The 22,709-nt window shown below is 64.6% G+C and carries 15 protein-coding genes, 3 tRNA genes and 1 pseudogene; 14 read left to right on the top strand and 5 right to left on the bottom strand.

What is annotated here, in order from left to right; all coding sequences use genetic code 11:
* Positions 1-125 precede the first annotated feature (125 nt).
* The 3 genes from H6A21_RS08670 to H6A21_RS08660 all read left to right on the top strand — a co-directional run bounded on the left by H6A21_RS08670 (position 126) and on the right by H6A21_RS08660 (position 3,110).
* Positions 126-202, top strand: a tRNA-Arg gene (locus tag H6A21_RS08670).
* Between the two features lie 190 nt (positions 203-392).
* A tRNA-Arg gene (locus tag H6A21_RS08665) sits at positions 393-469 on the top strand.
* 232 nt (positions 470-701) lie between these two features.
* Positions 702-3,110, top strand: a complete 2,409-nt coding sequence (locus H6A21_RS08660) for a tetratricopeptide repeat protein (protein WP_204562350.1) — start codon at positions 702-704, stop codon at positions 3,108-3,110.
* 265 nt (positions 3,111-3,375) lie between these two features.
* Here the strand turns inward: H6A21_RS08660 and H6A21_RS08655 are convergent.
* Positions 3,376-3,466 (bottom strand) — tRNA-Ser (locus H6A21_RS08655).
* A gap of 111 nt (positions 3,467-3,577) precedes the next feature.
* A complete protein-coding gene (gluQRS, locus tag H6A21_RS08650) occupies positions 3,578-4,558 on the bottom strand; it encodes a tRNA glutamyl-Q(34) synthetase GluQRS (protein WP_204562349.1) in 981 nt (326 codons plus the stop codon).
* A 447-nt stretch (positions 4,559-5,005) separates the two neighbouring features.
* On the opposite strand from gluQRS, the gene H6A21_RS08645 reads away from it, so the two are divergent.
* Positions 5,006-6,100 carry an AAA family ATPase gene (locus tag H6A21_RS08645; protein WP_342636089.1) on the top strand — a complete coding sequence of 365 codons (1,095 nt, stop codon included), beginning with the start codon at positions 5,006-5,008 and terminating at the stop codon, positions 6,098-6,100.
* A 97-nt stretch (positions 6,101-6,197) separates the two neighbouring features.
* Here H6A21_RS08645 and H6A21_RS08640 read toward each other — a convergent pair whose 3' ends face one another.
* Entirely contained in the window at positions 6,198-6,716 is a 519-nt protein-coding gene (locus H6A21_RS08640) for a ferritin (protein ID WP_204562348.1), read from the bottom strand.
* A gap of 242 nt (positions 6,717-6,958) precedes the next feature.
* On the opposite strand from H6A21_RS08640, the gene H6A21_RS08635 reads away from it, so the two are divergent.
* Positions 6,959-8,896, top strand: a complete 1,938-nt coding sequence (locus H6A21_RS08635) for a DUF2207 domain-containing protein (protein WP_204562347.1) — start codon at positions 6,959-6,961, stop codon at positions 8,894-8,896.
* Between the two features lie 33 nt (positions 8,897-8,929).
* On the opposite strand, the gene H6A21_RS08630 is transcribed toward H6A21_RS08635, so the two are convergent.
* Positions 8,930-9,562 (bottom strand): GNAT family N-acetyltransferase, encoded by a 633-nt coding sequence (locus H6A21_RS08630; RefSeq protein ID WP_204562346.1) that lies wholly within the window; start codon positions 9,560-9,562, stop codon positions 8,930-8,932.
* A gap of 259 nt (positions 9,563-9,821) precedes the next feature.
* Here H6A21_RS08630 and purH point away from each other — a divergent pair, with 259 nt between their 5' ends.
* The 4 genes from purH (at position 9,822) to H6A21_RS08610 (ending at position 14,163) form a co-directional block, all read left to right on the top strand.
* Entirely contained in the window at positions 9,822-11,438 is a 1,617-nt protein-coding gene (purH, locus tag H6A21_RS08625; protein WP_204562345.1) for a bifunctional phosphoribosylaminoimidazolecarboxamide formyltransferase/IMP cyclohydrolase, read from the top strand.
* A 132-nt stretch (positions 11,439-11,570) separates the two neighbouring features.
* Positions 11,571-12,281: a hypothetical protein gene (locus H6A21_RS08620; protein ID WP_204562344.1), complete on the top strand. Its 711-nt coding sequence runs from the start codon at positions 11,571-11,573 to the stop codon at positions 12,279-12,281.
* Positions 12,282-12,419: 138 nt separating this feature from the next.
* A complete protein-coding gene (locus H6A21_RS08615; RefSeq protein ID WP_204562343.1) occupies positions 12,420-13,085 on the top strand; it encodes a response regulator transcription factor in 666 nt (221 codons plus the stop codon).
* Between the two features lie 7 nt (positions 13,086-13,092).
* Positions 13,093-14,163 carry a sensor histidine kinase gene (locus H6A21_RS08610; protein ID WP_204562342.1) on the top strand — a complete coding sequence of 357 codons (1,071 nt, stop codon included), beginning with the start codon at positions 13,093-13,095 and terminating at the stop codon, positions 14,161-14,163.
* A 117-nt stretch (positions 14,164-14,280) separates the two neighbouring features.
* Here H6A21_RS08610 and H6A21_RS08605 read toward each other — a convergent pair whose 3' ends face one another.
* On the bottom strand, positions 14,281-14,718 hold the full coding sequence (locus tag H6A21_RS08605) for a universal stress protein (RefSeq protein WP_204562341.1): 438 nt from the start codon (positions 14,716-14,718) through the stop codon (positions 14,281-14,283).
* A gap of 211 nt (positions 14,719-14,929) precedes the next feature.
* On the opposite strand from H6A21_RS08605, the gene H6A21_RS08600 reads away from it, so the two are divergent.
* The 5 genes and pseudogenes from H6A21_RS08600 (at position 14,930) to H6A21_RS08580 (ending at position 22,607) form a co-directional block, all read left to right on the top strand.
* Complete coding sequence (locus H6A21_RS08600; protein ID WP_204562340.1) at positions 14,930-15,889, top strand: undecaprenyl-diphosphate phosphatase; 960 nt, start codon at positions 14,930-14,932, stop codon at positions 15,887-15,889.
* A 97-nt stretch (positions 15,890-15,986) separates the two neighbouring features.
* Positions 15,987-17,525 carry a M20/M25/M40 family metallo-hydrolase gene (locus tag H6A21_RS08595; RefSeq protein WP_204562339.1) on the top strand — a complete coding sequence of 513 codons (1,539 nt, stop codon included), beginning with the start codon at positions 15,987-15,989 and terminating at the stop codon, positions 17,523-17,525.
* A gap of 114 nt (positions 17,526-17,639) precedes the next feature.
* A pseudogene (locus H6A21_RS08590) lies at positions 17,640-18,893 on the top strand (MFS transporter); the annotation flags it as partial.
* A 180-nt stretch (positions 18,894-19,073) separates the two neighbouring features.
* Positions 19,074-21,854 (top strand): ATP-dependent helicase, encoded by a 2,781-nt coding sequence (locus H6A21_RS08585; protein ID WP_428840761.1) that lies wholly within the window; start codon positions 19,074-19,076, stop codon positions 21,852-21,854.
* A gap of 240 nt (positions 21,855-22,094) precedes the next feature.
* Entirely contained in the window at positions 22,095-22,607 is a 513-nt protein-coding gene (locus H6A21_RS08580) for a zinc ribbon domain-containing protein (RefSeq protein WP_204562338.1), read from the top strand.
* Positions 22,608-22,709 lie beyond the last annotated feature (102 nt).

Raw genomic sequence — 22,709 nt, 5'->3', positions numbered from 1 at the left:
TATAACGCATTTGGGTCCATTTGATTCATTCCTCAGGTAAACGGCATTGTTGCGGATATTTTTCCAAATTGGAGAATTTATCGCTTGACGGGGATGGGGCCCGGTGGCATTATATCTCTTGCGTTGCGGCGTTACCTCAGCTGGATAGAGGGTCTGACTACGAATCAGAACGTCACAGGTTCGAATCCTGTACGCCGCACCAGTCGAATTTGAAAGGCGTCCTTCGGGGCGCCTTTTCTGTTATCGCCGCGTTGCACGGCGCATGTTTCCTCCGGGGGAGAAGTGCGTCGGGGCCGTCCGCCTCAAATCGCGTCGGGTCCCAGCCGGTAGCAAGATTTTGAAAAAAGATGCTTGACGGGTGCGGGAGCCGGTGGCATTATAATCCGTGCGTTGCGGCGTTACCTCAGCTGGATAGAGGGTCTGACTACGAATCAGAACGTCACAGGTTCGAATCCTGTACGCCGCACCAGTCGAATTTGAGAGGCGTCCCACGGGGCGCCTTTTCTTTTATCGTTTCATTATGCAACGAGCTTCTCACCGGAGGAAACATGCGCTGCGTGCGCTTGCGAACGCTTCATGCCGTTTCGCCGGTTCTTCCTGACACCGTGTGCCCGTTACACGGATTACGGGTAATGAGATAGGAAAAGGATGAAAAGCACGGCAGCTGAATGCGCTCGGCCGTGTGGCTGGGGGAATCGCATATGAGAACGGATACGATCATCAAGTTGCCGCTGCGGGCGAGAAGGAAGCGCCTGCCTACTATCGCGGGTCAGCCTCGGGGCACGGTGTTCGGCATCGTGTGGAACGCGTTCGCCCTGCCGCCGAACGGACTCTGCTACGTTGTCCAATTCGTCGGTAGGTCTCGTGTCGCCGTGCTCGGCGTGGTACTGAGCACCGGATGCGTCTATCCGGTCACAGCTCCCGTGCGAGAGCTGCCTGAGTCTACCGCCGCGGCGCTCGAGCTTTCCGGCAGCGTGCGTGCGGAGGGCGGAGAGGTGTTCGCACGCGACGCCTCGGGTAGTCTCGAACGGGTGGCGCGCTATCGCGGTACGGTCGCGGGTGGTATGCAGGAAGTTGTAGACGAGTCGACGCCCGGCCGCTCGATGCCGTATCGGGAGTTTCTGGCGTCGATGTACCTGGAGCACTGCGTCTTTTCCCCGCGAAGCGCGGGGGCGGGTCGGCAGATGCAGGCAACTCAAGCGTCTGAACAGGGGGTTTCGAATACCCCGGTTACCTTGTTTCGCGATTTCGGCCAGGCAGCGCTTTCCGATGCCATCGCCACGCTGCTGTATCGCATCGAGGCTCGCGAGCGTCCGCTGGGTATCGAGCAGTATGCGCGTCGCGTGCTCTCCCGTATCGATCTTCCGCGCCTGCGCGCCCTCACGGCGCAGAGCGGCGTCACCTTGGCGCGCATCGAGTCGATGGGAGGGTTCTACCTCAATTTCGACCGTGCGAGCGTGTCAGCCGATGACTTCGCCTTCCTGCTAGGTGTGGAGGCTGCGCTCAACCGGCTGTCGCATGTGCTCGATCGCATCGGCGCGGGGCTCGAGGCCATCTTCTCGTCGCCCGATGAGCAGGTGTGCTCCGAGCTCGATTGGGATGGTCTGCGATCGACGGTCGCTCAGGTGGACAAGCTGCTTTCCGACGGTGGGCGAGGGCATTGCGCGATGAGCGCCCCGGGAACGGTCTCGGCGCAGCTGGGCGGCGAGTGGGATGTGCGCATGCACTTCACGGAGCTCTGCGAGCATCTCAACATGCTAGTGCGTCTCGAGTACCTGTTCGATTACGATGCTCGGTCAGGGGAAATCGCCGTTCAGTTCCGCGCACCCGATATCGATGCGGTGCCCTATGAGGCATACGATGCACATCTGTCGGCGTGGCGGACGCTCGACGACCAGGCGCGTGCGCGCGTGGCGCGCGAGTTGGGCTGTCGCATGGGCATGGTGCTCGCGGCGGCGGCGTTTTCGGCAAGTCCTCGCGTGAGCGGCTGCCGCGTCGATGCCATGGGTACCGATGGGACGGATAGTATGTACCGCTTCGAACGTTCCGAGTTTCTCGTGCGGTTCGTGCCGCTGGCGCACCGCCTGGCCGACGAGCCGCTCGAGGGCGCTGCGGCGATTGAGGCGCTGCGGAGCGCTCGCGAGGTGTCCGGGAGCTTCGCGCCGATTGCCGACCGATTGCTGCGATGCGACCCCGCGCTCGATGACCGACCGCTGCCGGAGGGCCTGAAGAACCTGCTGTGTGCCGACACGGCTCAAGAGCTCAACGTGATGGATCCCCCGAATGACGCGTATCGTGCGCGTCTCGACGAAATCCGCGCGACGACCGAGGGCGATCCCGATGCGGCGGAGTCGAGTCTGCATTCACTGGTGGAGGAGATGGAGGCGTCGTGCGTCGAGGTGGAGCTGCTGGCGCCGCATCCCGTGCAATCCCAGTTCTGCGAGAACCAGCTGGGCAGGATCATCCTGCCGTTGTTGATCGACGATCGCACGACGCGCATCCATCGCGTCCCGGACGCCCTGTTCATGGCGCGACAGGACCTGTGCAACATGTATGTCCGATTCGGTGCCTACGAGCGGGCGCTCGTTGAGGCGCGCAAGTTGGTGGATATCGCGGCAACATCGATGCAGGCGCACTTCACGCTCATCAGCGTGCTGGCGCGTCTCAAGAGGTATGACGAGGTGATTGACGTGGCGAAGCACGGTCTGCGCGTCGCGTTCGACCGTGAGTCGATTGCCTACCTGCTCTATCGCTTGGCGTTCGCGTACTGGAACCAAGGGGATCAGCTCGTAGCGCTCGCGTGCTACCGGTTGGTGCCGCGTGGCGAGCAGATCAGCCCGGTCGCGTATGAGGAGGAAAGCGAGCTGATGCGCCGCCTGGGGGTGGAAGGACGGCTGGGGCTTGTGCAGGCGACCGCCATAGCACAGGCCGCGGACATCCCGATAAACCCGATGCCCGAGTTGTTCAACCAGGTTGCCGATGCCGCTGTGCAGCTTATGGACGAAGGGTTTCTCCACATCGCCGCGCGCTGCGTCTACTGCATGTGGCGCATGCACGGTGCCGACGAGCTGGGAGTGCTGAGCAAGTCTCTGCTGTGGGTCACGGGCTGACGGCGTGCAGCGCGCTCGATAGCAAAAAGCCCGCCACCGCGAGGGTGACGGGCTTCTCAGTTCAAACTGGCGGAGAGCTGGGGATGTCAGCTGCCGCTTTTGCGGCAGCCCTACGCTGCGGAGACCTCCGGTCTCCTTGCGACCCATGCTGGCAAAGACGCTTACGCGCTTTGCGCAGCATGGGGCCCTAAAGGGTTCGAATCCCCAGCGCGCTCGATAGCAAAAAGCCCGCCACCGCGAGGGTGACGGGCTTCTCAGTTCAAACTGGCGGAGAGCTGGGGATTCGAACCCCAGATTCCCTTGTGGGGAATACTCGCTTAGCAGGCGAGCACCTTCGGCCTCTCGGTCAGCTCTCCGGAACAGTGACGCTTATCTTAGCGCACGTGTGGCTCGATGCGCAAGGGGTATTTTCTTGCACATCGAATGCGGCGGAGGGGAGTTCGCTTCTTCCACAGGTTAGTGGGCGGCTACGCGAAGAATGCCTCGCCGATAACGATGTCATTACGGTGGGCACGCACCGTGTTCCATGAGAAGGTATCGACAAGCTGCGCGGCGCTGTGCGGTTCGTCATCTTCGGTAAGGCCCGCCGCGTGAGCGAGTTTGCCCAGGAGGCGTTCGGGCGTGCCGAACGTGCGCTTGAGTTCCCCCATGTCGCAGTCGTGCTCGCGCTTGGACAGGCGGCGCCCATCGGGTGCAACCAGCATGGGGACGTGCGCATAGGCGGGTTCGGGATATCCCAGCAGCCGCTGGAGATAGATCTGCCGGGGAACCGACGAGAGCAGATCGTGTCCGCGCACAACCTCAGTGACGCCCATTTCGGCGTCATCGACTACCACAACGAGCTGGTAGGCGAATACGCCGTCGCTGCGGCGGATGAGATAATCCCCGCAGTCGTGCGCCAGTGTTTCGCTGTGGTCTCCGAACACGCAATCAGAAAACGCGATGGTTCCTGCCGGATCGTCCTCCGCGGGCACGCGCAGGCGCAGGGCGGCGGGGCGGAGGCGGCTCTTTTCCGCGATCTCGTCAGGCGTGAGATTCCGACAGGTACCGGCGTACATGGGGGTCCCATCGCTCGCATGGGGCGCGCTTGCCGCGTGGAGCTCGGCGCGCGAGCAGAAGCACGGGTAGACGAGCCCGCGGTCTTGAAGCTCGGTGACGGCTGTTCGGTAGACCTCCAGGCGGTCATGCTGGTAGATGGGGCCTTCGTCCCAGTCGAGGCCGAGCCAGTGCAGATCGGCCATGATTTGCTCGGCGCGTTCGGGGTCCGCGCAGCGCGGATCGAGGTCTTCGATCCGCAGGACCATGCGACCGTTTGCGGCACGTACGGAAAGCCAGGCGATGAGCGCCGAGAAGATGTTGCCCAGGTGCATCCGGCCCGAGGGGGAAGGGGCGAAGCGCCCGACGACGCCCGCGTGCACCACCGAGGTGTCCTGGTTGTCTGCGTTCATGATGCTGTTCCGCTCTCGTCGCGATGCGTCGCGCCATCTATCTGGCGCGACGGCATAGTGGATGTCCGCATCATGATACTCGCTTCGCGGCGCATCGGGCCGGGTGCGGGTTGCTGGGACGCTCCAATAGGATCTTGCTGTCTGTAGTTTCGTCGCACGAGATGATGTAGCCGGGAAGACGAGTGCGTATGGGAGGCAGGTTGTTCTATCGAACGGCCTGGATGTCGTTCTTTAGGATGAAGCCCGCAGCGTTTTTGAGGTGCAAAGAATTGATTGCGTGCATGCTTGACCTCGAATAAGAACTTAGAGAAACTTAGAACTACTTAGAGCTACTTAGAACTACTTAGAACTACTTAGAAGAACTTAGATATACTTAGAAGAGCTTAGAACTTTTGAGATGGCCAAAGGGATATGCAGTAAGCTTGCCAACTCGTTCGGGAGGTTCTTGTGAGTTTCGAGAATCCGTTCACCCCCTCATTCGGAGAGATCCCTGTGCATGTTGCTGGCAGGGAGCAGGTAATCGCCCCAATCGTGCGGGCTTTTGAAAGTACGCGTAGGCGGCCGGAGCTGACTACGCTTATTTCTGGTGCGCGAGGTACGGGGAAAACGACCCTTCTGACTTTGCTGGCGCGCAAGGCAGAATCGCTTGGATGGATTCCAGTGAGCGCGACCGCCCTCCCGGGTATGCTTGAAGATCTGGAAATCGGAACGCGTCGTGCCGCTCGCCATCTGTTGCCAGAGGAGCCATCCTCGCATGTGACGGGCGTTTCCGTGGCGCCGCTTGGTGGGATCAGCCTGGAGCGGAGCGATAGAGAGCTCACCAACTGGCGATATCGTATGGCTGATATTCTGGACGTTCTTGCATCGGCAGAAACCGGCTTGCTGATAACGATCGATGAAATAGATCCTACGCTCGATGAGATGATTCAGCTCGCAGCGGTATACCGGCACTTTGTTCGAGAAGGGAGAAAGGTTGCCCTTCTGATGGCCGGGCTTCCGCACAATGTGTCATCTCTCATGTCAAACAAAACGGTTTCGTTTTTGCGCCGTGCTCAAAGCGTTCGATTGGGCCCTGTTGGCCCGTATGACGTTCGAAATGCGCTTTTGAGCACCGTTTTAGAAGGCGGTCGTGAGATAGATCAAGATGCGCTCGACCTTGCGGCTCAAGAGACGGGCGGTTTCCCGTTTCTTATTCAGCTTGTCGGATACCGCGCATGGGATATTCGGCCAGATGAGCCGACCATCAGCCTTTCTGATGTTGAGCATGGCGTCGAGCTGGCGCTTGCAGAGATGGAGGAGAGGATATTCGAGGCGACTTTTCGAGATCTTTCGGAGGGAGACCTTCGATTCTTGTCCGCCATGCTTGAAGACGAGGGGGATTCGAAAATGGAGGACCTGGTGCGCCGCATGGACAGATCGTCCTCACAAGTGGCGCAATATCGCAGACGTCTTATCGAGGCGGGAGTTATCGGGGCTCGTCGACGCGGCGTCGTGGGTTTTGACCTACCTCATTTTCGTGAATTCCTTGAGGCCCGTATATAAGAGCGTACGTGGCATCTCTGCGTACCTGCTGCAAAAAGAAATCCCCCGCAGCCGATAGGCTGTGGGGGATGTACGCATCACGTGAGAGCGGAGTGCTTTAGAGCGGCAGGGCGGTCATCTGCGTGTAGACGCGCGTCTGGTACTCGCGGTCGAGGTCGTACAGGCCCTTGGGGTCGCCGCCAAACAGCTTCATGTTCGTGATCATGTCACGGGCGTTCGTCTCCTCCTCGCCCTGCTCCTTCACGAACCAGTCGAGCATCTGCATGGCGCGGATGTCGTGGGCCTCGTGGGCGACCTCATAGCAATGGTGGATGAGGCCCGTCACGTACTCCTCGTGCTCAAGGCCGGCCTCAAGCGGGGCGAGGTCGTTGTCGAAGGTCTTGTCCGGCTGGTCGATGGCCTTCATCGTGGGCTTGTAGTCGTTGTCGAGCAGGTAGCGGCGGATGGCCATGGCGTGGTCCATCTCCTCCTTGGCCTGGATCTCATACCAGTTGGCAAAACCCTTGAGACCGCGGTCCTCGTAGTAATCGGCAAAGGTCAGATACAGATAGGAGGAATAGAACTCCTTGTTGATCTGGTCCTCAAGCACCTCGGCGACCTTCTCGTTGATGGCCATCTGCGAATCTCCTTACTCGCACTGCCGGATATGACGGCATGGTTGAACGTTCGAACAAAGTATACCCATCCGCGCGGACATGGGTGGGCGCATTCATATTGCATACGCTGGCGCGTCGCAGGCGGGGCGACGCCTTTACGGATTGAGATGCCGTTGGGGAGCGTCCCCGATTTGTGAGGGGCGGATGGCGGGCCGGCGGGCATAATGGGGGCAGCTTGTCCGCATCTATCGAAAGGTACGCCATGCATACCGGAAAACGCCTCGTGTCCGCTGCGGAGGCCCTGTTCGTCCGTGTCCTTCCTCTGTGTTGTGCGTTGATGCTCGCCGCGATGGTTCTGCCCGCCTCGGCGCATGCGACGTCGTATGCCGGCGTCGAGATTGAGGCGCGTGTCCAGCAGGACGGCAGCCTGGACGTAACCGAGCGGCGAACGTTTACGGTTGACGACGATGTGAACGGCTCATACTGGAGCATTCCGCTCGCGGCGAATCAGCAGGGGATTGCCACGACGGTCGACGTGACGGATGTCTCGGTGCGCGACAATCGCGAAGGTGCCGAGGCGCATACGTTCAAGCAGGTCGATGCGGCTGAAAACGGACAGGATGGTGTGTATACCGAGGAAGCCGACGGCGACGAGCTGACGCTCAAGGTGTTCGCGCCCCACGAGGACGGCGACAGCTTCGACGTGCAGGTGGACTACACCATGGGCGGTGCCGTCATGGCCTGGTCCGATACCGCCGAGCTCTACTGGAAGTTCATCGGTCCCGCCTGGGAGGAGGATTCCGAGAACGTCAGCGTGCGCGTGACGTTTGCCGACGCCTCCGCATCGGGGGTCGGCGCCGTGGTGGGCCAGAACCTGCGCGCGTGGGCCCATGGGCCCATCGAGGGCACGGTCGCGCTCGATGCGCAGGAGCCGAACGTCCGCGTCGACATCCCGCGCGTCCGCTCGGGTGAGACCGCCGAGCTGCGCATCGCCTTCCCATCGGCATGGGTCCCCGGTCTTGTTGCCGCCGGCGAGGAGCGCATGTCGACCATCTTGGCCCAGGAGCAGGACTGGGCGGCCCGCACGAACGCCGAGCGCGAGCGGGCGCGCACCGTCGTGGGCGTCGGCGGGGCGATTCAGGTGGCCGTGCCGGCGATCATGCTGGCTATCGTCGTCTACTTCAAGCTCACGCGCGGGCGCAGCGCAAAGCCGGTGTTCCAGGAGACCTATTTCAGGGACGTTCCCTCATCCGACCATCCCGCGGTGATCTCTGCCTTCATGGAGGGAGGCGAGGTGCCCGACCGCGCCTTCGTGGCGACGCTCATGAAACTCACCGACGAACATGTCGTGACGCTCGAGGTGCAGACGGTCGAGAAGAGCGGCCTGTTGGGCAAGAAGCGCGACGAGCACTACAGCCTGCGTCTTGTCGACCGCGGGGCGGCAACTGACCCCATCGACCGCGCGGCGCTGTCGCTCTACTTCGGCGAGGGGGACACCGGTCGCGCCGAGATCACGTTCGACCAGGTGAAGTACGAGGCCGAGCATGATGCTCAGGCCTACAAGGAGCGCGTCGACGACTTCAAGGCGGAGGTGGAGGCGGCGCTCGAGCTTCGCGGTCTCGTGAAGTCGGATGGCAGCTCTATCAAGACGGCCGTCGCGATCGCCGCCGTCGTGCTCGGGCTGTTCTCGCTCATCTTCTTCGTGTTCACCGATTTCGCCAATATCGCCGCGCTCGTTATCTCCATCGTGCTGCTCGTTGCGGCGGTGTGTGTTGCCATGACGTATCGCGTGTACTCGCCGGAAGGTGTCGAGCTGCGCGCGCGGTGCGCGGCGCTCAAGCGCTGGCTCGAGGACTTCACGCGCCTTGACGAGGCGGTTCCCGCCGACTTGATTCTCTGGAACAAGCTGCTCGTGCTTGCCGTCGCGCTCGGCGTGTCCGATGAGGTGCTTCGCCGGCTCGCCGACGCCGTCCCGCGCGAGATGCGCGAGGACGCCTCCGGCGGCTATTACTATCCCATCTACTGGTGGTGCTATCCGCACGGCCAGCTGAGTTCACCCACCGATTCGTTCCGCGGCATCCAGGCGGCCTCGATCGCCGCGCTTGCCGCGAGCGTCGATGCGTCGGGCAGCGGCATGGGCGGCGGCTTCTCCGTCGGAGGCGGCGGGGGCGTCGGCGGCGGAGGCGGCGGCACGTTCTAGCCGAAGGCGTTGCTGCAGGGTGCGGGGCTCGCTCTAGGCCACCATGCGGTACAGGTACATCTCGCGTGGCAGAAGCTTGCGCTCGTCGCGCGTCGTGCGGTAGCGCGCCACGCGCTTCATGCCGTGCGCCTCGTAGAACTTCCAGTCGCAATCGGTGTCGGTGGCGAGGTAGGCATACGGGAGCCCCTCTGCGGCAACATGGTCGCGCGCTGCGTCGAACAGCACCGACCCGATGCCGAGCCCGCGTGCGGTCTTGTCGACGACGAGCAGCGTGACCTCGCTTGCGGTGTCGACGGCGCTCTGCTCGACGAGGCGGTCGTTGATGCGGACCGTGGCGTCAATAAAGGAACGGTAGCGCGCGAGTGCCGCCGGGTCGATGGCGTTCATCTGCTCCATGAAGTCCTCCGAGGCTGCCTGCCAGCGCGAGACCCAGGCGCCGTCCGCCTCACCGGCGCGGGCGAGCACGATGCCGCGCGGCGCATCGTCGACGAGGGCGACCTGCGAGAACGTGGAGAGCGAGAGGCAGTAGGCGAGGTCGTCGCATGCCTCGAGGAAGTTGTAGGCGTCCGCGGCAGCCTCCGAGGCGTGCCACTGCGCCTGCATGATTCGTGCGATCTCATCGAAGTCCGACTCCTCGAAGGGGCGATACAGGACTTTCGAAACCATGGTTGCCTCCCGGCGTGGTGTGCGAGCGATGCTTTCTCGCGTTCCGTTCTATCACCTGGTGAGGACAAAATCGTGGTGGCTTCATGGCATCGCCGATTCGCGCCCGTTTTTCGCCAAAGCGTCACGCGGTCTCGGCATTTTCTTCAAAATCGATTGCCTCCGGGGCGGCCGGTGCCGGACGCATGCGCTACATTAGATATGTTCCATGCGTCCGTTGAAGGTACGACCGCCGCGGGCGCCGACGAGAAGGAGGGGTTGCATGGCAACTGACGTGAAGATCAAGCGCGCCTTGATCTCGGTGACCGACAAGAAGTGGGTCGTCGAGTTCGCGCGCGAGCTGCAGACGGTCTATGGGGTGGAGATCATCTCAACCGGCGGCACGGCTCGTGCGCTGCAGGAGGGCGGCGTCACCGTCGTGCCCATCGAGGACTACACCGGGTTCCCCGAGATGATGGACGGCCGCGTCAAGACCCTGCACCCCAAGGTGCACGGTGGCCTGCTGGCGCGCCGCGACGACCCGAAGCACATGGCCGAGGCGGCCGAGCACGGTATCGGCATGATCGACATGGTTGTCGTGAACCTCTACGAGTTCGAGAAGACGGTGGCGAACCCCGACGTGACGTTTGCCGACGCCATCGAGCATATCGATATCGGCGGCCCCTCGATGCTGCGCTCCGCGGCGAAGAACGCCGACTCCGTGACCGTGGTGTCCGATCCCGCCGATTACGCCGCGGTGCTCGTCGAGATGTCCGAGCATGATGGCGCGACGACGCTTGAGACTCGTCGCCGCCTGCAGCTGAAGGTCTACCAGACCACCGCCGCCTACGACACGGCCATCGCCACCTGGCTGGGCGAGCAGGCCGCGGGCGAGGAGGCCTCCGAGGTCGCGCCCGCGACGATCGACCTGCACCTGGAGAAGGTCGACGACCTTCGCTACGGCGAGAACCCGCAGCAGTCCGCCGCGGTCTACCGCTTCGCCGACGACTTCGCCGCCAAGGCGTCTTCGGCCAACCCGCTCGTGGGTGCCGAGCAGGTCCAGGGCAAGCCGCTCTCCTACAACAACTATCTCGATGCCGACGCCGCGTGGAATCTCGTGCGCGAGTTCGACGGCCCGGCGTGCGTCATCCTGAAGCATCAGAACCCGTGCGGTTCCGCGGTGGCCGAGGACATCACCGCCGCCTATGACCGCGCCTTCGCCTGCGATCCCAAGAGCGCCTTCGGCGGCATCATCGCCTGCAACCGCGAGGTGCCCTATGAGCTCGTCGAGCACTTCGCCGACGAGAACAAGCAGTTCGTCGAGGTCATCATCGCCCCGAGCTACACGCCTGAAGCGCTCGAGCGCATGGCCAAGCGCCCGAACCTCCGCGTGCTCGCGACCGGTGGCGCGGACGGCCACGCGAGCGTCGAGCTGCGCTCCATCGACGGCGGCGTGCTCGTGCAGAACGTCGACACCGTCACCGAGGACCCGGCGACGTTCACCTGCCCGACCGAGCGCAAGCCGACCGATGAGGAGATGGCCGAGCTCATGTTCGCCTGGCGCGTGTGCAAGGGCGTGAAGTCCAACGCCATCCTCATCTCCAAGAACAACGCCGGCATCGGCATGGGTCCCGGCCAGCCGAACCGCGTCGACTCCGCGCTGCTCGCCTGCGAGCGCGCCGAGGACGCCTGCGAGCGCATGGGCTGGGAGAAGGGCGGCTTCGCCTGCGCATCCGACGCGTTCTTCCCGTTCCGCGACAACGTGGACGTGCTTGCCGAGCATGGTGTGACCTGCATCATCCAGCCCGGCGGCTCCAAGCGCGACGATGAGTCCATCGAGGCCTGCAACGAGCACGGCATCGCGATGGTCTTCACGGGCGCGCGCCACTTCCGCCACTAGTCGACAGAGCGCTCGGTATCGCGATTCGCCGCGATGATGATTTGCGGCTGCTTTCCCGCATGGGAGGGCAGCCGTTTTTTGCCGTGCAGTATCATGGGGCGGCAACGACGTATGACAAGAAGGGAATGCGGCATGGCATCGGACGAGACGCTTGCGGACCTGTTTTCCTCTCCCGAGGAGCAGCGTGCCTACGAGGAGTTTTGCGAGCAGCAGGAGCGGGCCGCCGAGTTTCGGCTCGACCAGCCCGCGCTCGTGTGCCGCTGGCGCATGGCCCACCGGACGGTGCCGTTGCTGAACCGGCACATCCGGGCGCTCTCGCAGCGTACGGTCAACGGGGCGCCGCTCACCCACAACATGCTCAGCTGGGCGAAGCAACACGTGGAGTGGTCGCTTGCCGAGGGCGATTATCCCGACCCCGACGGCGTGCTCATGCTGGTGATCGACACGAACGGCAACGCCGCCATGACGGTGGGGGCCTATGAGCCGCTTTCCGACACCTCGGTCGAGGCGCTTTTCGCCCGCGCCGAGCTTGCCGCAGCGGAGCGCGCTGAAACCGGCGTTGCGCCCGAGGTCCTCTGCTCGGTCTGCGAGGGGACCCTGTTCGTGGCGGCTGATGCCGACGAGCACGTCTGCGGCTCGATGACGCTCGTGGAGCAGCTGGCGGCAACCTGTGGGCACGACGTGCTCCGCGCGGGCGCGGGCGCCGCGCTCGAGGGTGCGTGCGCCCTGGTGTCCGACGAGCACGGCGTGGTGCCCGTGGCAAGTGCCGGGGAAGCGAACGCGCAAGAAGATGCTGCGCTCGTGCGCTTTTTGGCGGATGGCGTGGCGAAGCTCTTCTCGTAGCGGCGCGTTCGCTCGGATGGGGCGCATGCGAACCCGCGTGCGCCTTACATTGCTGCAAGCTCGCTCGCGCCGGTGGTTCCGGGTGTCCTGCCGCGGCATAATGGGGTGGAGGGACCTCACCTGTCTGGAGGAGCCGCCATGCCGCTCATCTACATCGTCGAAGACGACGCCGCCATCCGCACCGAGCTTGCCCAAGTACTCCGGCGCAACGGGTATGAGACGGCTGCCTGCGAGGTGTTCGACACGGTCGTCGACGATATCGTGGCCGCCGATCCCGACCTCGTGCTGCTCGATCTCACCCTGCCCGGCACCGACGGCCAGTTCGTCTGCCGTGACCTGCGGGTGCGCTCAGAGGTCCCCATCATCGTCCTGACGTCGCGTACGACCGAGATCGACGAGGTCATGAGCATGACCATGGGCGCCGACGACTTCGTGCCCAAACCCTACAGCTCGCGGGTGCTCGTCGCGCGCATCCAGGCGTTGCTGCGCCGGATGTCGGCCGCGCCCGAGCGCAACGTCCTTTCGCACAACGGCCTCGAGCTCGATTGCTCCCGCTCGACGGCATCTGCCAACGGCCAGCAGGTCGAGCTGACGAAAAACGAGATGCGCATCCTGTCGCTGCTCATGCGCCACGCGGGGACCATCGTGTCGCGCGAGGCCATCATGCGCGACCTGTGGGACTCCGACGCCTTCATCGACGACAACACCCTGACCGTGAACATCAACCGCCTGCGCAACACGCTCGAGCGTATCGGGGTCACGGGCTATCTGGCGACGCATCGCGGCCGCGGCTACTCGGTGTAGGCGCGCCATGTCGTACGCCGACTACCTGCGCTCGCATCTTTCGAGCATCCTCATCTGCATCTGCCTGATCGCGCTCGTGTGCTTCGTGCTCGCCGTCACGGGCGTCTCCATCTCGGTCTACCTGCTCATCTCAAGTATGATCGCGGTCGCGGCGGTGTTGGCGAGCATCGTCGACTATCTGCGCCGTCGCCCGTTCTACAGCGACTTGATGACGAGCGCGCGCGAGATCGAGCATCCGCTGTGGATCGCGGAGATGGTCGACCGTCCCGACTTCATCGAGGGGGAGGTCGCCTACGACGCCCTGCGCGCCATATCCAAGGCGGCAAACGACGACGTGTCGACGTGCCGCCGTCAGGCGTCCGACTACCGGGAGTACATCGAGGCCTGGGTGCACGAGGCGAAGTCCCCGCTCGCGGCGGCGCACCTCATGCTCGAGAATCTGGTCGACGCCGTGCCGGCGGGAGAGATCGCGGAGCGCGTGTGCGACAAGGCCGACGCGCTCGAGGAGGAGCTCGACCGTGTGGAGACCTATATCGAGCAGGCGCTGTTCTTCGCGCGCTCCGAGGCACTCGACCGCGATTACCTGATCCGGAGCCACTCGCTCAAGCAGCTGGTGACCGAGGCGATCAAGGCGAACGCGCGCTCGATGATCGCCGCCCATGTCGCGCCGATGCGCCGTGGACTCGACCTCGAGGTCTTCACCGATGACAAGTGGATGGTGTTCATCTTGGGCCAGCTCATCCAGAACAGCGTGAAGTACGCGTGCTCGGACGGGGCGGTCATCGAGTTTTCCGGACGCATGGTGGATGCGGGCACAGCGCGTGAGGCGATCGTGCTCACGGTGCGCGACAACGGGTGCGGCGTGCCCGCGGCGGATCTGCCGCGCGTCTTCGAGAAGGGGTTTACCGGCGAGAACGGGCGGACGGGCAAGCGCTCGACCGGTATCGGTCTCTATCTGGTGAGCCGCCTGTGCAGCAAGATGGGCATCGGCGTCGCCGCGGATTCCGTCGAGGGGGAGGGATTTGCCGTCCATCTGCGGTTTCCCAACAACAAGATGCACTATTTCGAGCAGGAGTAGCGGGCGGGCGCGCGGCCTTGCCGCAGCCGGGCAAACGCAGGGCGGGCAGCATGGAGAACCACGCTGCCCGCCCGTCTTACCGTGCGTCCGTGCGCTTGATGGCGATGGTGTGCCCGGTTACTTGACGACGAGGATGTCGCACTCGGTGCTGCGGAGCAAAAATGTCGAGATGGATCCGAGCAGGGCGTACTTGATGGACGATAGGCCGCGCGCGCCGCACATGACCAGGTCAGGCTGGATCACATCGAGCATCTCGTCCTTCAGCGTCTCGCGAATGCGGCCGGCGCGCACGATGATCTCGACGTCGGCGACGTCGGGATTCTCCTGGGCCTCCTCGACCTGCTCGGCGATGGAGTTGCGGAAGGCCTCCTCAAGGCCGTTGACCAGATCGACCGGATAGGCACCGGCGGATTCGAGCGCCGTGGAGTCGATCACATGGCCGATATAGAGCTTGGCGCCGTTGTTCGCGGCGACCTTGATCGCGCGGGCGAGCACGAAGTCCTGCTGCTCGGTGCCATCGAGTGCAACGAATATCTTGGAATAACCCTCGTTCATGACTGCCTCCTTCAGGTATGCGGCCGCGCCGTCCGTGCGCACGCCGCCTGGCTGCCTTGTTTCGGTTATACCCTGAGCTATACCGCGCGCTCCTTATTATTCTGTGAACGCGCGGGCATTTATGCCCCGGGTGCGCCGGCGGGCGCGATAATGGGGCATCGCATCGGATTCGATCGCCCGGCGGGGCGCGGCATGGCGCGGAGGACTGACCGTGGACATCATCGAGCTGCTGAAATCAGCGTTTCTGGGAGTCGTCGAGGGCATCACGGAGTGGCTGCCCATCTCGTCGACGGGCCATCTGATCTTGGTCGACGAGTTCGTCAAGCTCAACGTGACCCCTGAGTTTTGGAACATGTTCCAGGTGGTCATCCAGCTGGGCGCCATCCTGGCGGTGTGCGTGCTGTTCTTCCATGAGCTGAATCCGTTTTCCCCCTCCAAGGGCAAGACGGGCCGGCGCGATACCTGGAAGCTCTGGGGCAAGATCGTGCTCGGCTGCATCCCCGCGGCCGTGGTGGGCATCCCGCTCGACGACTTCATGGAGGAGCATCTCTACAACTCCGTGGTGGTCGCCGCTGCGCTCATCGTCTACGGCATCGCCTTCATCGTGATCGAGAACTGGAGGGCGTCCCGGCGCCGCCGCATGATCGAGAGCGGCGAGCTTGCGGTGGGCCGTCCCGCGGGAGCGCATTTCGCGCCGCGCCCCGCTGATGCTGCGGCCACAGTCGACGAGGACACCGACTTCGGTTCCATCACGACGCTCGAGGACCTCTCGTTCAAGACCGCATTCGGCATCGGCTGCTTCCAGATCCTGTCGCTCATCCCCGGCACCTCGCGCTCGGGCTCCACGATCATCGGCGGCTTGCTGCTCGGCTGCACGCGCGCTGTCGCCTCGAAGTTCACGTTCTTCCTGGCCGTTCCGGTCATGTTCGGCGCGAGCGCCCTCAAGCTCGTGAAGTACGTGCTGTTCGATGGCGGTACCTTTGGGACGAACGAGCTCGCCATCATGGCCGTGGGCTGCCTGACGGCGTTCGTCGTGTCGCTTATCGCCATCCGCTGGCTCATGAACTTCGTGCGCCGCCACGATTTCAAGGGCTTCGGCGTCTACCGCATCATCCTGGGCGTGCTTGTGCTGCTGTACTTCCTCGTGCTGCGCCCCATGGGCATCCTGTAGCGACCCCGTCCCCCATGAGGACACCCGTCCCTGTTTTTCCTCCTTAACGTGCTAGCATGTCACTTTAGTTAAGAAAAGCGGCACAGGGAGGTCCATCATGTGCGCATCACGTGCGATGAAAGCGTTAGCGGCAGCGGCGGGTATCGCCGCGGGATCGGCGCTCGGTGCCGTGGCCGTGCGCGGCGCCGCCCGGGCGGCAGCGCTCAAACCGGCGGTACCCGTGGGGCCTCCGCTCGATGCGGGGGAGTATCGCGCGGGCGACGACGCCGTCGCGCGCTTCCAGACCCTGCTGCGCATCCCGACCGTCTCGCGCGACGATCCCGCGCGGCTGGATCGCGAACCGTTCGAGCGGTGGGTGCCGACGCTGCGTCAGCTCTATCCCCGGACCTTTTCTGCCTGCAGCCTCACGATGATTGACGAGTTCGGCATCCTCATGCGCTGGCCGGGCGCTGACAGCGCGCTCGACCCCGTCGTCATCATGGCCCACCATGACGTGGTGCCCACCGACGGCCAGACGTGGGAGCACGACCCCTTTGCGGCGGATATCGTCGACGGCGAGATCTGGGCGCGCGGCGCGCTCGATACGAAATGCATCATCGGGGCGTTCTTCGAGGCCGCCGAGTACCTGATTACCCAGGGGTATCGACCGCCGCGCGACGTGTACTACTTCTCCTCGAACGGCGAGGAGATCTCCGGCTCCGCCGCGCGCGATGCCGTGGCGTGGCTGCGCGATCGCGGCATCCGTCCGTATATGGTGCTCGATGAGGGCGGTGCCGTCGCCACGGACGTGCCGCTCGGCGTGGATGTGCCGATCGCGATGGTCGGCGTATCGGAAAAGGGCCATGTCGACTTCACGGTGACGGCGCGGGCCGATGGCGGCCACGCGTCCACGCCCGATGCGAACGACGCGACGCGCCTTCTGACGCGCGTCTGCGAGCGCATCGCCGCGCATCCGGGCAAGCCGGAGTTCACCCGCGCCGTCGATGCGACGCTCACCGAGCTCGCGAGCAGGAGCAACCCGGTGATGCGCTTCGTGTTCGCGAACCTCTGGCTCACGCGCCCGGCTGTCGCCGCCATCATGGCGGGCTCGGGCGAGACGGCGGCGATGCTGCGTACGACCTACGCGCTCACGCAGCTCGAGGGATCGGCTGCGCGCAACGTGCTGCCCACCGTCGCCCGGGCGAACTTCAACGTGCGTGTCGCGCCGTTCGAGACCGTGGCCGATGCCCTTGCGCGGGCCCGCGCCCTGGCCGCCGAGGAGTGCGCCGCATGCGGCGTGTCGCCTGACCACGTGAGCGTCGAGGTGAACGAGGAAGCGGCCCATACCGAGCCCGCGCCGATCAGCCCATTCGAGCGCGACCCGGCGTTCGACTACATCCACCGCTGCGTCGCCGGCGTGTATCCGGAGGCGGGGTGCGCACCCTACGTGCAGAACTCCTGCACGGATTCGCGTGAGTTCAACGCCATCTGCGACCGGGTCTACCGGTTCTGCGGGTTCATCTACTCGGGCGAGGCGCGCAAGCTCATCCACACGGCCAACGAGCGCATCGGCGTCGGCATCTACCAGCGCGGTATCGAGTTCTACGTCGCGTTTTTGCGCCATCTCGAGCTGGTCGACAAGCTCGGCGCGCGCTAGGCCACCTGCGGGGCGCAAGCCCAAAGCCCGTCTTGCCGAGGCGGGTCGGGTGCGCTGCCGTTCCACGTTCGATGCGGGTACCCGTAGGGCGGGTGCTGAGGGAAGGGGAAGACCATGGCGATATCGAAATCGGCGATGCGGGCGGCGAGCAGACTTGATGTCAAAAGCGTCGCGCTCGTATCGCTCCCGTTCATGGGGATGATCAGCTTCTGGCAGGTGTATGACGGCATCGTGCCCAAGATCCTGACGGACACGTTCGGGCTCTCCGACACGCTGACCGGTGCGGTCATGGCGCTCGACAACGTATTCGGCCTGTTCCTGCTACCGATATTCGGCGTGCTGTCCGACCGCTGCGCCAGCAGGCTCGGGCGCCGCACGCCGTTCATCCTGATCGGCTCGGCCATCGCGACGGTCGCGGTGCCGATGATCGCCGTGGCGGATCGGGTGGGGAGCCTGCCGTTTCTGATCGCCATGATCTTGCTGACGCTGTTCGCGATCTGCATGTACCGCACGATGACGGTGGCAATCATCGCCGACATCACGCCGCGCCCCCTGCGCACGAAGGCCGATTCCATCGAGAAGATCGTCGGCTATGCGGGCACGGGTGTCATGCTCGTGGCGATCGCCGTCATGGTGCCGAGCGTGGAGCACCCGGACTACATCCCGCTGTTCGTGCTGCAGGCGATCTTCATCGCGGGCGCCGCAATCATCTATGCCTGGCGGGTGCGCGAGCCCGAACTTGTGCGCCGGATGCATGAGAAGAGCCTCGAGATGGGCATCGAGGAGTCCCAGATCGACGTGGACGATTCGCCCGAGGCGGGCGGGAAGCAGCGCATCACGGACCCGTCGGTGCGCTTCTCGGTCGTCATGATCCTCGCCACGACGTTTTTCTACTACATGAGCTACAACGCCATGACGACGAACATCTCGCGCTATGCAGACGAGTTCTACGGCCTGGCGGGCGGCAGCTACGCCATCATCAACATCGTGACGATTGTGGGCGCGCTGGCGAGCTACGTGCCCGTGGCGAACCTTTCGCTTCGGATCGGGCGCAAGAAGGTCGCCATCATGGCCGCCCTCGTCATGGTCGTATGCCCGGTCGTCCTGTGGCTCGTGCCCGGGTTCAACCCGGTGTTCTACGCGCTGTTCCTCGTCATGGGCGCGGCCCTCGGGGCGGTCGACATGTGCGTGTACACGATGCTCGTGGAGAACTGCGACACGAACAACATCGGGCGCTATTCGGGCTACTACTACACGCTGTCGATGGCGGGCCAGGTGGCGACGCCGATCCTTTCGGGCGTCGTGATGGACGTGGCGGCCAACCAGCTGTTCGCCTATATCGCCGCCATGGGCGTCTGCATGCTCGTGTGCGTGCTGCTTACCCGCCACGGCGACGCGATCCTGATCGATGAGGACACCCAGCTGTGCCGCATTGGTGGAGCGGACATGGGTGTCCGCGCGGGCGGCTATACTGAGTGGGCCAAAACGAAGGTCCACCAAGTTCGTCGGAGGTCGTCGATGCCGCAACAGCTACCGTGGGAGAGAAACATGCAGGCTGCCCGCCAGACGGCAGGGCAGCAGCAGGCCATGCCGCTCGACATGCCCGCTGAGCGCGCTGTGCCCCTCTCGGCCGCCGAGCCGGTCTACGAGGAGGTGCCGCTAGACGTCTACGATGCGCCCGCGCCGGCGCCCGCGGCCCCCAAGGTCGACATCGACAGCCTGAATCCCGCGCAGAAGGAGGCCGTGCTCACCACGGAGGGGCCGCTGCTCGTGCTCGCCGGTGCCGGCTCGGGTAAGACGCGCGTCCTCACCTTCCGCATTGCGCACATGATCGCCGACCTCGGCGTGCGCCCTTGGCAGATTCTCGCCATCACGTTCACCAACAAGGCGGCCGCCGAGATGCGCGAGCGCCTGCAGGGTCTTTTGCCCGGCGGCACGCGCGGTATGTGGGTGTGCACGTTCCACGCCATGTGCGTGCGCATGCTGCGCGAAGACGCCGACCTGCTCGGTTACACCGGCCAGTTCACCATCTACGACGATGACGACTCGCGCCGCCTGGTGCGCGACATCATGTCGTCGATGGATATCGACCAGAAGCAGTATCCGATCAACATGATCCGTTCGAAGATCTCGGCGGCGAAAAACGCCATGATCTCGCCCTCGGAGATGGCGCAGCGCGCTGACGACCCCAAGACCGAGAAAGCGGCGCGCGTCTACGACGAGCTCGAGCGCCGCCTGCGCGCAGCGAACGCCATGGACTTCGATGACCTGCTCGTGCGCGCCCTGGAGCTTCTGCGCACGCGCCCCGAGGTGCTCGAGCGCTATCAGGACCGCTTCCGCTACATCAGCGTCGACGAGTACCAGGACACCAACCACGTTCAGTACGAGATCGCGAACCTGCTCGCCGCCAAGTATCAGAACCTCATGGTCGTGGGTGACGACGACCAGTCCATCTACTCATGGCGCGGCGCCGACATCACGAACATCCTCGATTTCGAGAAGGACTTCCCGAACGCGAAGGTGGTCAAGCTCGAGCAGAACTACCGCTCGACCGGGCACATCCTCGCGGCGGCCAACGCCGTGGTGCGTCACAACTCGCAGCGCAAGGACAAGCGCCTGTTCACCCAGGAGGGCGACGGCGAGAAGATCCAAGCGTATCAGGCGAGCGACGAGCGCGACGAGGGGCGCTGGATCGCTGCCGAGATCGACAAGCTGCACGACGCCGGCACGGGATACGACGACATCGCGGTGTTCTACCGCACGAACGCACAGTCGCGCATCCTCGAAGATATGTTCCTGCGCGCCGGCGTGCCCTATCGCATCGTGGGCGGTACGCGCTTCTTCGACCGCGCCGAGATCCGCGATGTCATGGCCTACCTGAAGATGATCGTGAACCCCGCCGACGAGATGAGCGTGAAGCGCGTCATCAACACGCCGCGTCGTGGCATCGGCTCGACCTCGATCGCCAAGATCGAGATGCTCGCCCAGGAGAACCGCTGCTCGTTTTTCCAGGCGTGCGAGCTCGCCTGTGCCGAGACGGGCATGTTCTCGGCGAAGGTGCGCTCCGGCCTTGCCGACTTCGTGGGCATCGTGCGCGAGGGGCGCCGCATGGACGGCGAGCTCAAGGACGTGGTCGATGCCATCGTGGACAAGGCGGGGCTCGTCCAGTCCTATCGCGCCGAGGGCACGATGGAGGCGGAGAGCCGCGCCGAGAACATCCAGGAGTTCTTGGGCGTGGCGGCTGAGTTCGAGGAGACCCATGAGGATATCGAGGGCACGCTCGAGAGCCTGGCGGAGCTGCGCGCCGCGGGCATTGCAGACGAGGGGGAGCCGGCACCGGTGGCGCCCGCGCCCGCCGATGCGGGTCGCGAGGCCGCACCGGGCAACCCGCTCGATGCCCTCGCCGCGCCGCTGACGAGCGCCCAGGAGGCGCTTGCGCAGATGATCGCGGGCAACACGATGGCCGCTGCGCGCACCGAGCCCATGCACGCGGCGCAGGTCGCCGACGAGATCGAGCGCACCTACGGGCCGCTCGCCTGCGCCGCCCTGCCGGCGCTGCTCGAGTGGCTCGCCCTGCGCTCCGATCTCGATGCGCTTTCCGGCCAGGCGAGCGCCATCACGATGATGACGGTGCACTCCGCCAAGGGCCTGGAGTTCCCCGTGGTGTTCGTCGCGGGCATGGAGGAGGGCATCTTCCCGCACGTCGCGGGCTTCGCCGCCGCTGACGACCCGGCCAAGCTCGAGGAGGAGCGCCGCCTGGCCTACGTCGCCATCACGCGCGCCCGCAAGCGCCTGTTCCTGACGTACGCGGCGACGCGTCGCACCTACGGCTCCACGCAGGCAAATCCCCGCTCGCGTTTCGTGAACGAGATCCCCGACGCCGATATCGAGTTTTCCGGCATCGGCTCCTCGGGTTTCGAGGGTACGGGCTGGGAGAAGCGCGGCGACCGCCGCGGCACGTTCGGTTCCGGTACGGGATCCGATATGTACGGCGGCCGCGTGTTCGGCTCGTATACGCGCTCGACCGGCACGGCGGGCGTGTCGCGCCATACCGGCATCAGCCCCGATGCCGGCCGCGCGCCGGCGACGTTCGGGTCCGGCCAGCCGCGCCGGTACGCCGGCGCCTCGGGCGGCTCGGTCGTGCAACGCAAGCCCGACGCCGCAAAGGCCGCGGAGACGTTCGCCCCGGGCGATACCGTGAGCCACAAGACGTTTGGCACCGGCAGGGTCATTTCGGCTGAAGGCGATATGATCGAGGTTCAGTTCGACAAGACCGGCCAGACGAAGCGCCTGATGAAGGGCTTCGCCCCCATCGTGAAGGTGGGGTAGCCGTCGGCTCGCGAAGCGGCGGCATCGTCTGCGGACATTTCGGCTGAAGCGCGATCGCCCCTGTATCCCGCGGCGGGGTGCAGGGGCGATCGCTGTTTGTCGGCATACGCCGCGTGGTGTTGAAGGGGATATACTGGCGGTAACGCCCCGTGCGAGGTGCGGGGCCTCATTTCAATGCTTCGTCGTATTCCACCTGCTGCGCCGGTGTTTGGCGGCAGCATGCGAGAGGGGAGCGATCCCATGGGTCTTCTTGATGATGTTCAGTCGACGATCAACCGCGGCGTCGCCGCGACCGGGCGCACGGCGCGCGTGGCCAAGCTGCGCGCGCAGATGAGCGAGGCCATGAAGCGCCGCCAGGCCCTTGCCGCCCAGCTGGGCGCGAGCCTGTACGAGGAGACGAAGGACAACCCGGAGTTCCGAAGCGGACGCGAGGGGCTCTACGACGACATCGCCGCCATCGACGCCGAGCGTGCATCGCTGCAGGGCGAGATCGATGAGCTCGAGCGCCAGGCGGCCGAAGAGGCTCAGGCGGCGCAGTCGGTGACGTGCCCGTTCTGCGGGACGCGCATGGCAGCGACCGATCGGTTCTGCAGCGGTTGCGGCAAGTCCATGGTAGATGTCCAAGCGGCGCTCGTGCAGACGCAGTCCACTGCCCCTGTGGCAGCTGGGGGACGGGTGTGCCCCCAATGCGGCTTTGCGGTGGGTGACGACGACGCGTTCTGCATGAACTGCGGAGCGAAGCTCGGCGCCTAGGAACATCGCCTACATCATGATGCGTCCGGCCGTCAGGGCGGGTGCGAAGGTCTTCTGTCCGGACCGGCCGTGCGCCATCGGAGCTTTCCGATGGCGCACGGC

Origin of the sequence: Collinsella tanakaei (genome assembly GCF_016902615.1) — a bacterium.
GTDB lineage: Bacteria > Actinomycetota > Coriobacteriia > Coriobacteriales > Coriobacteriaceae > Collinsella > Collinsella tanakaei_A.
The sequence above is the reverse complement of the archived record's forward strand: the minus strand, read 5'-3'. Positions and strand labels throughout refer to the sequence as shown.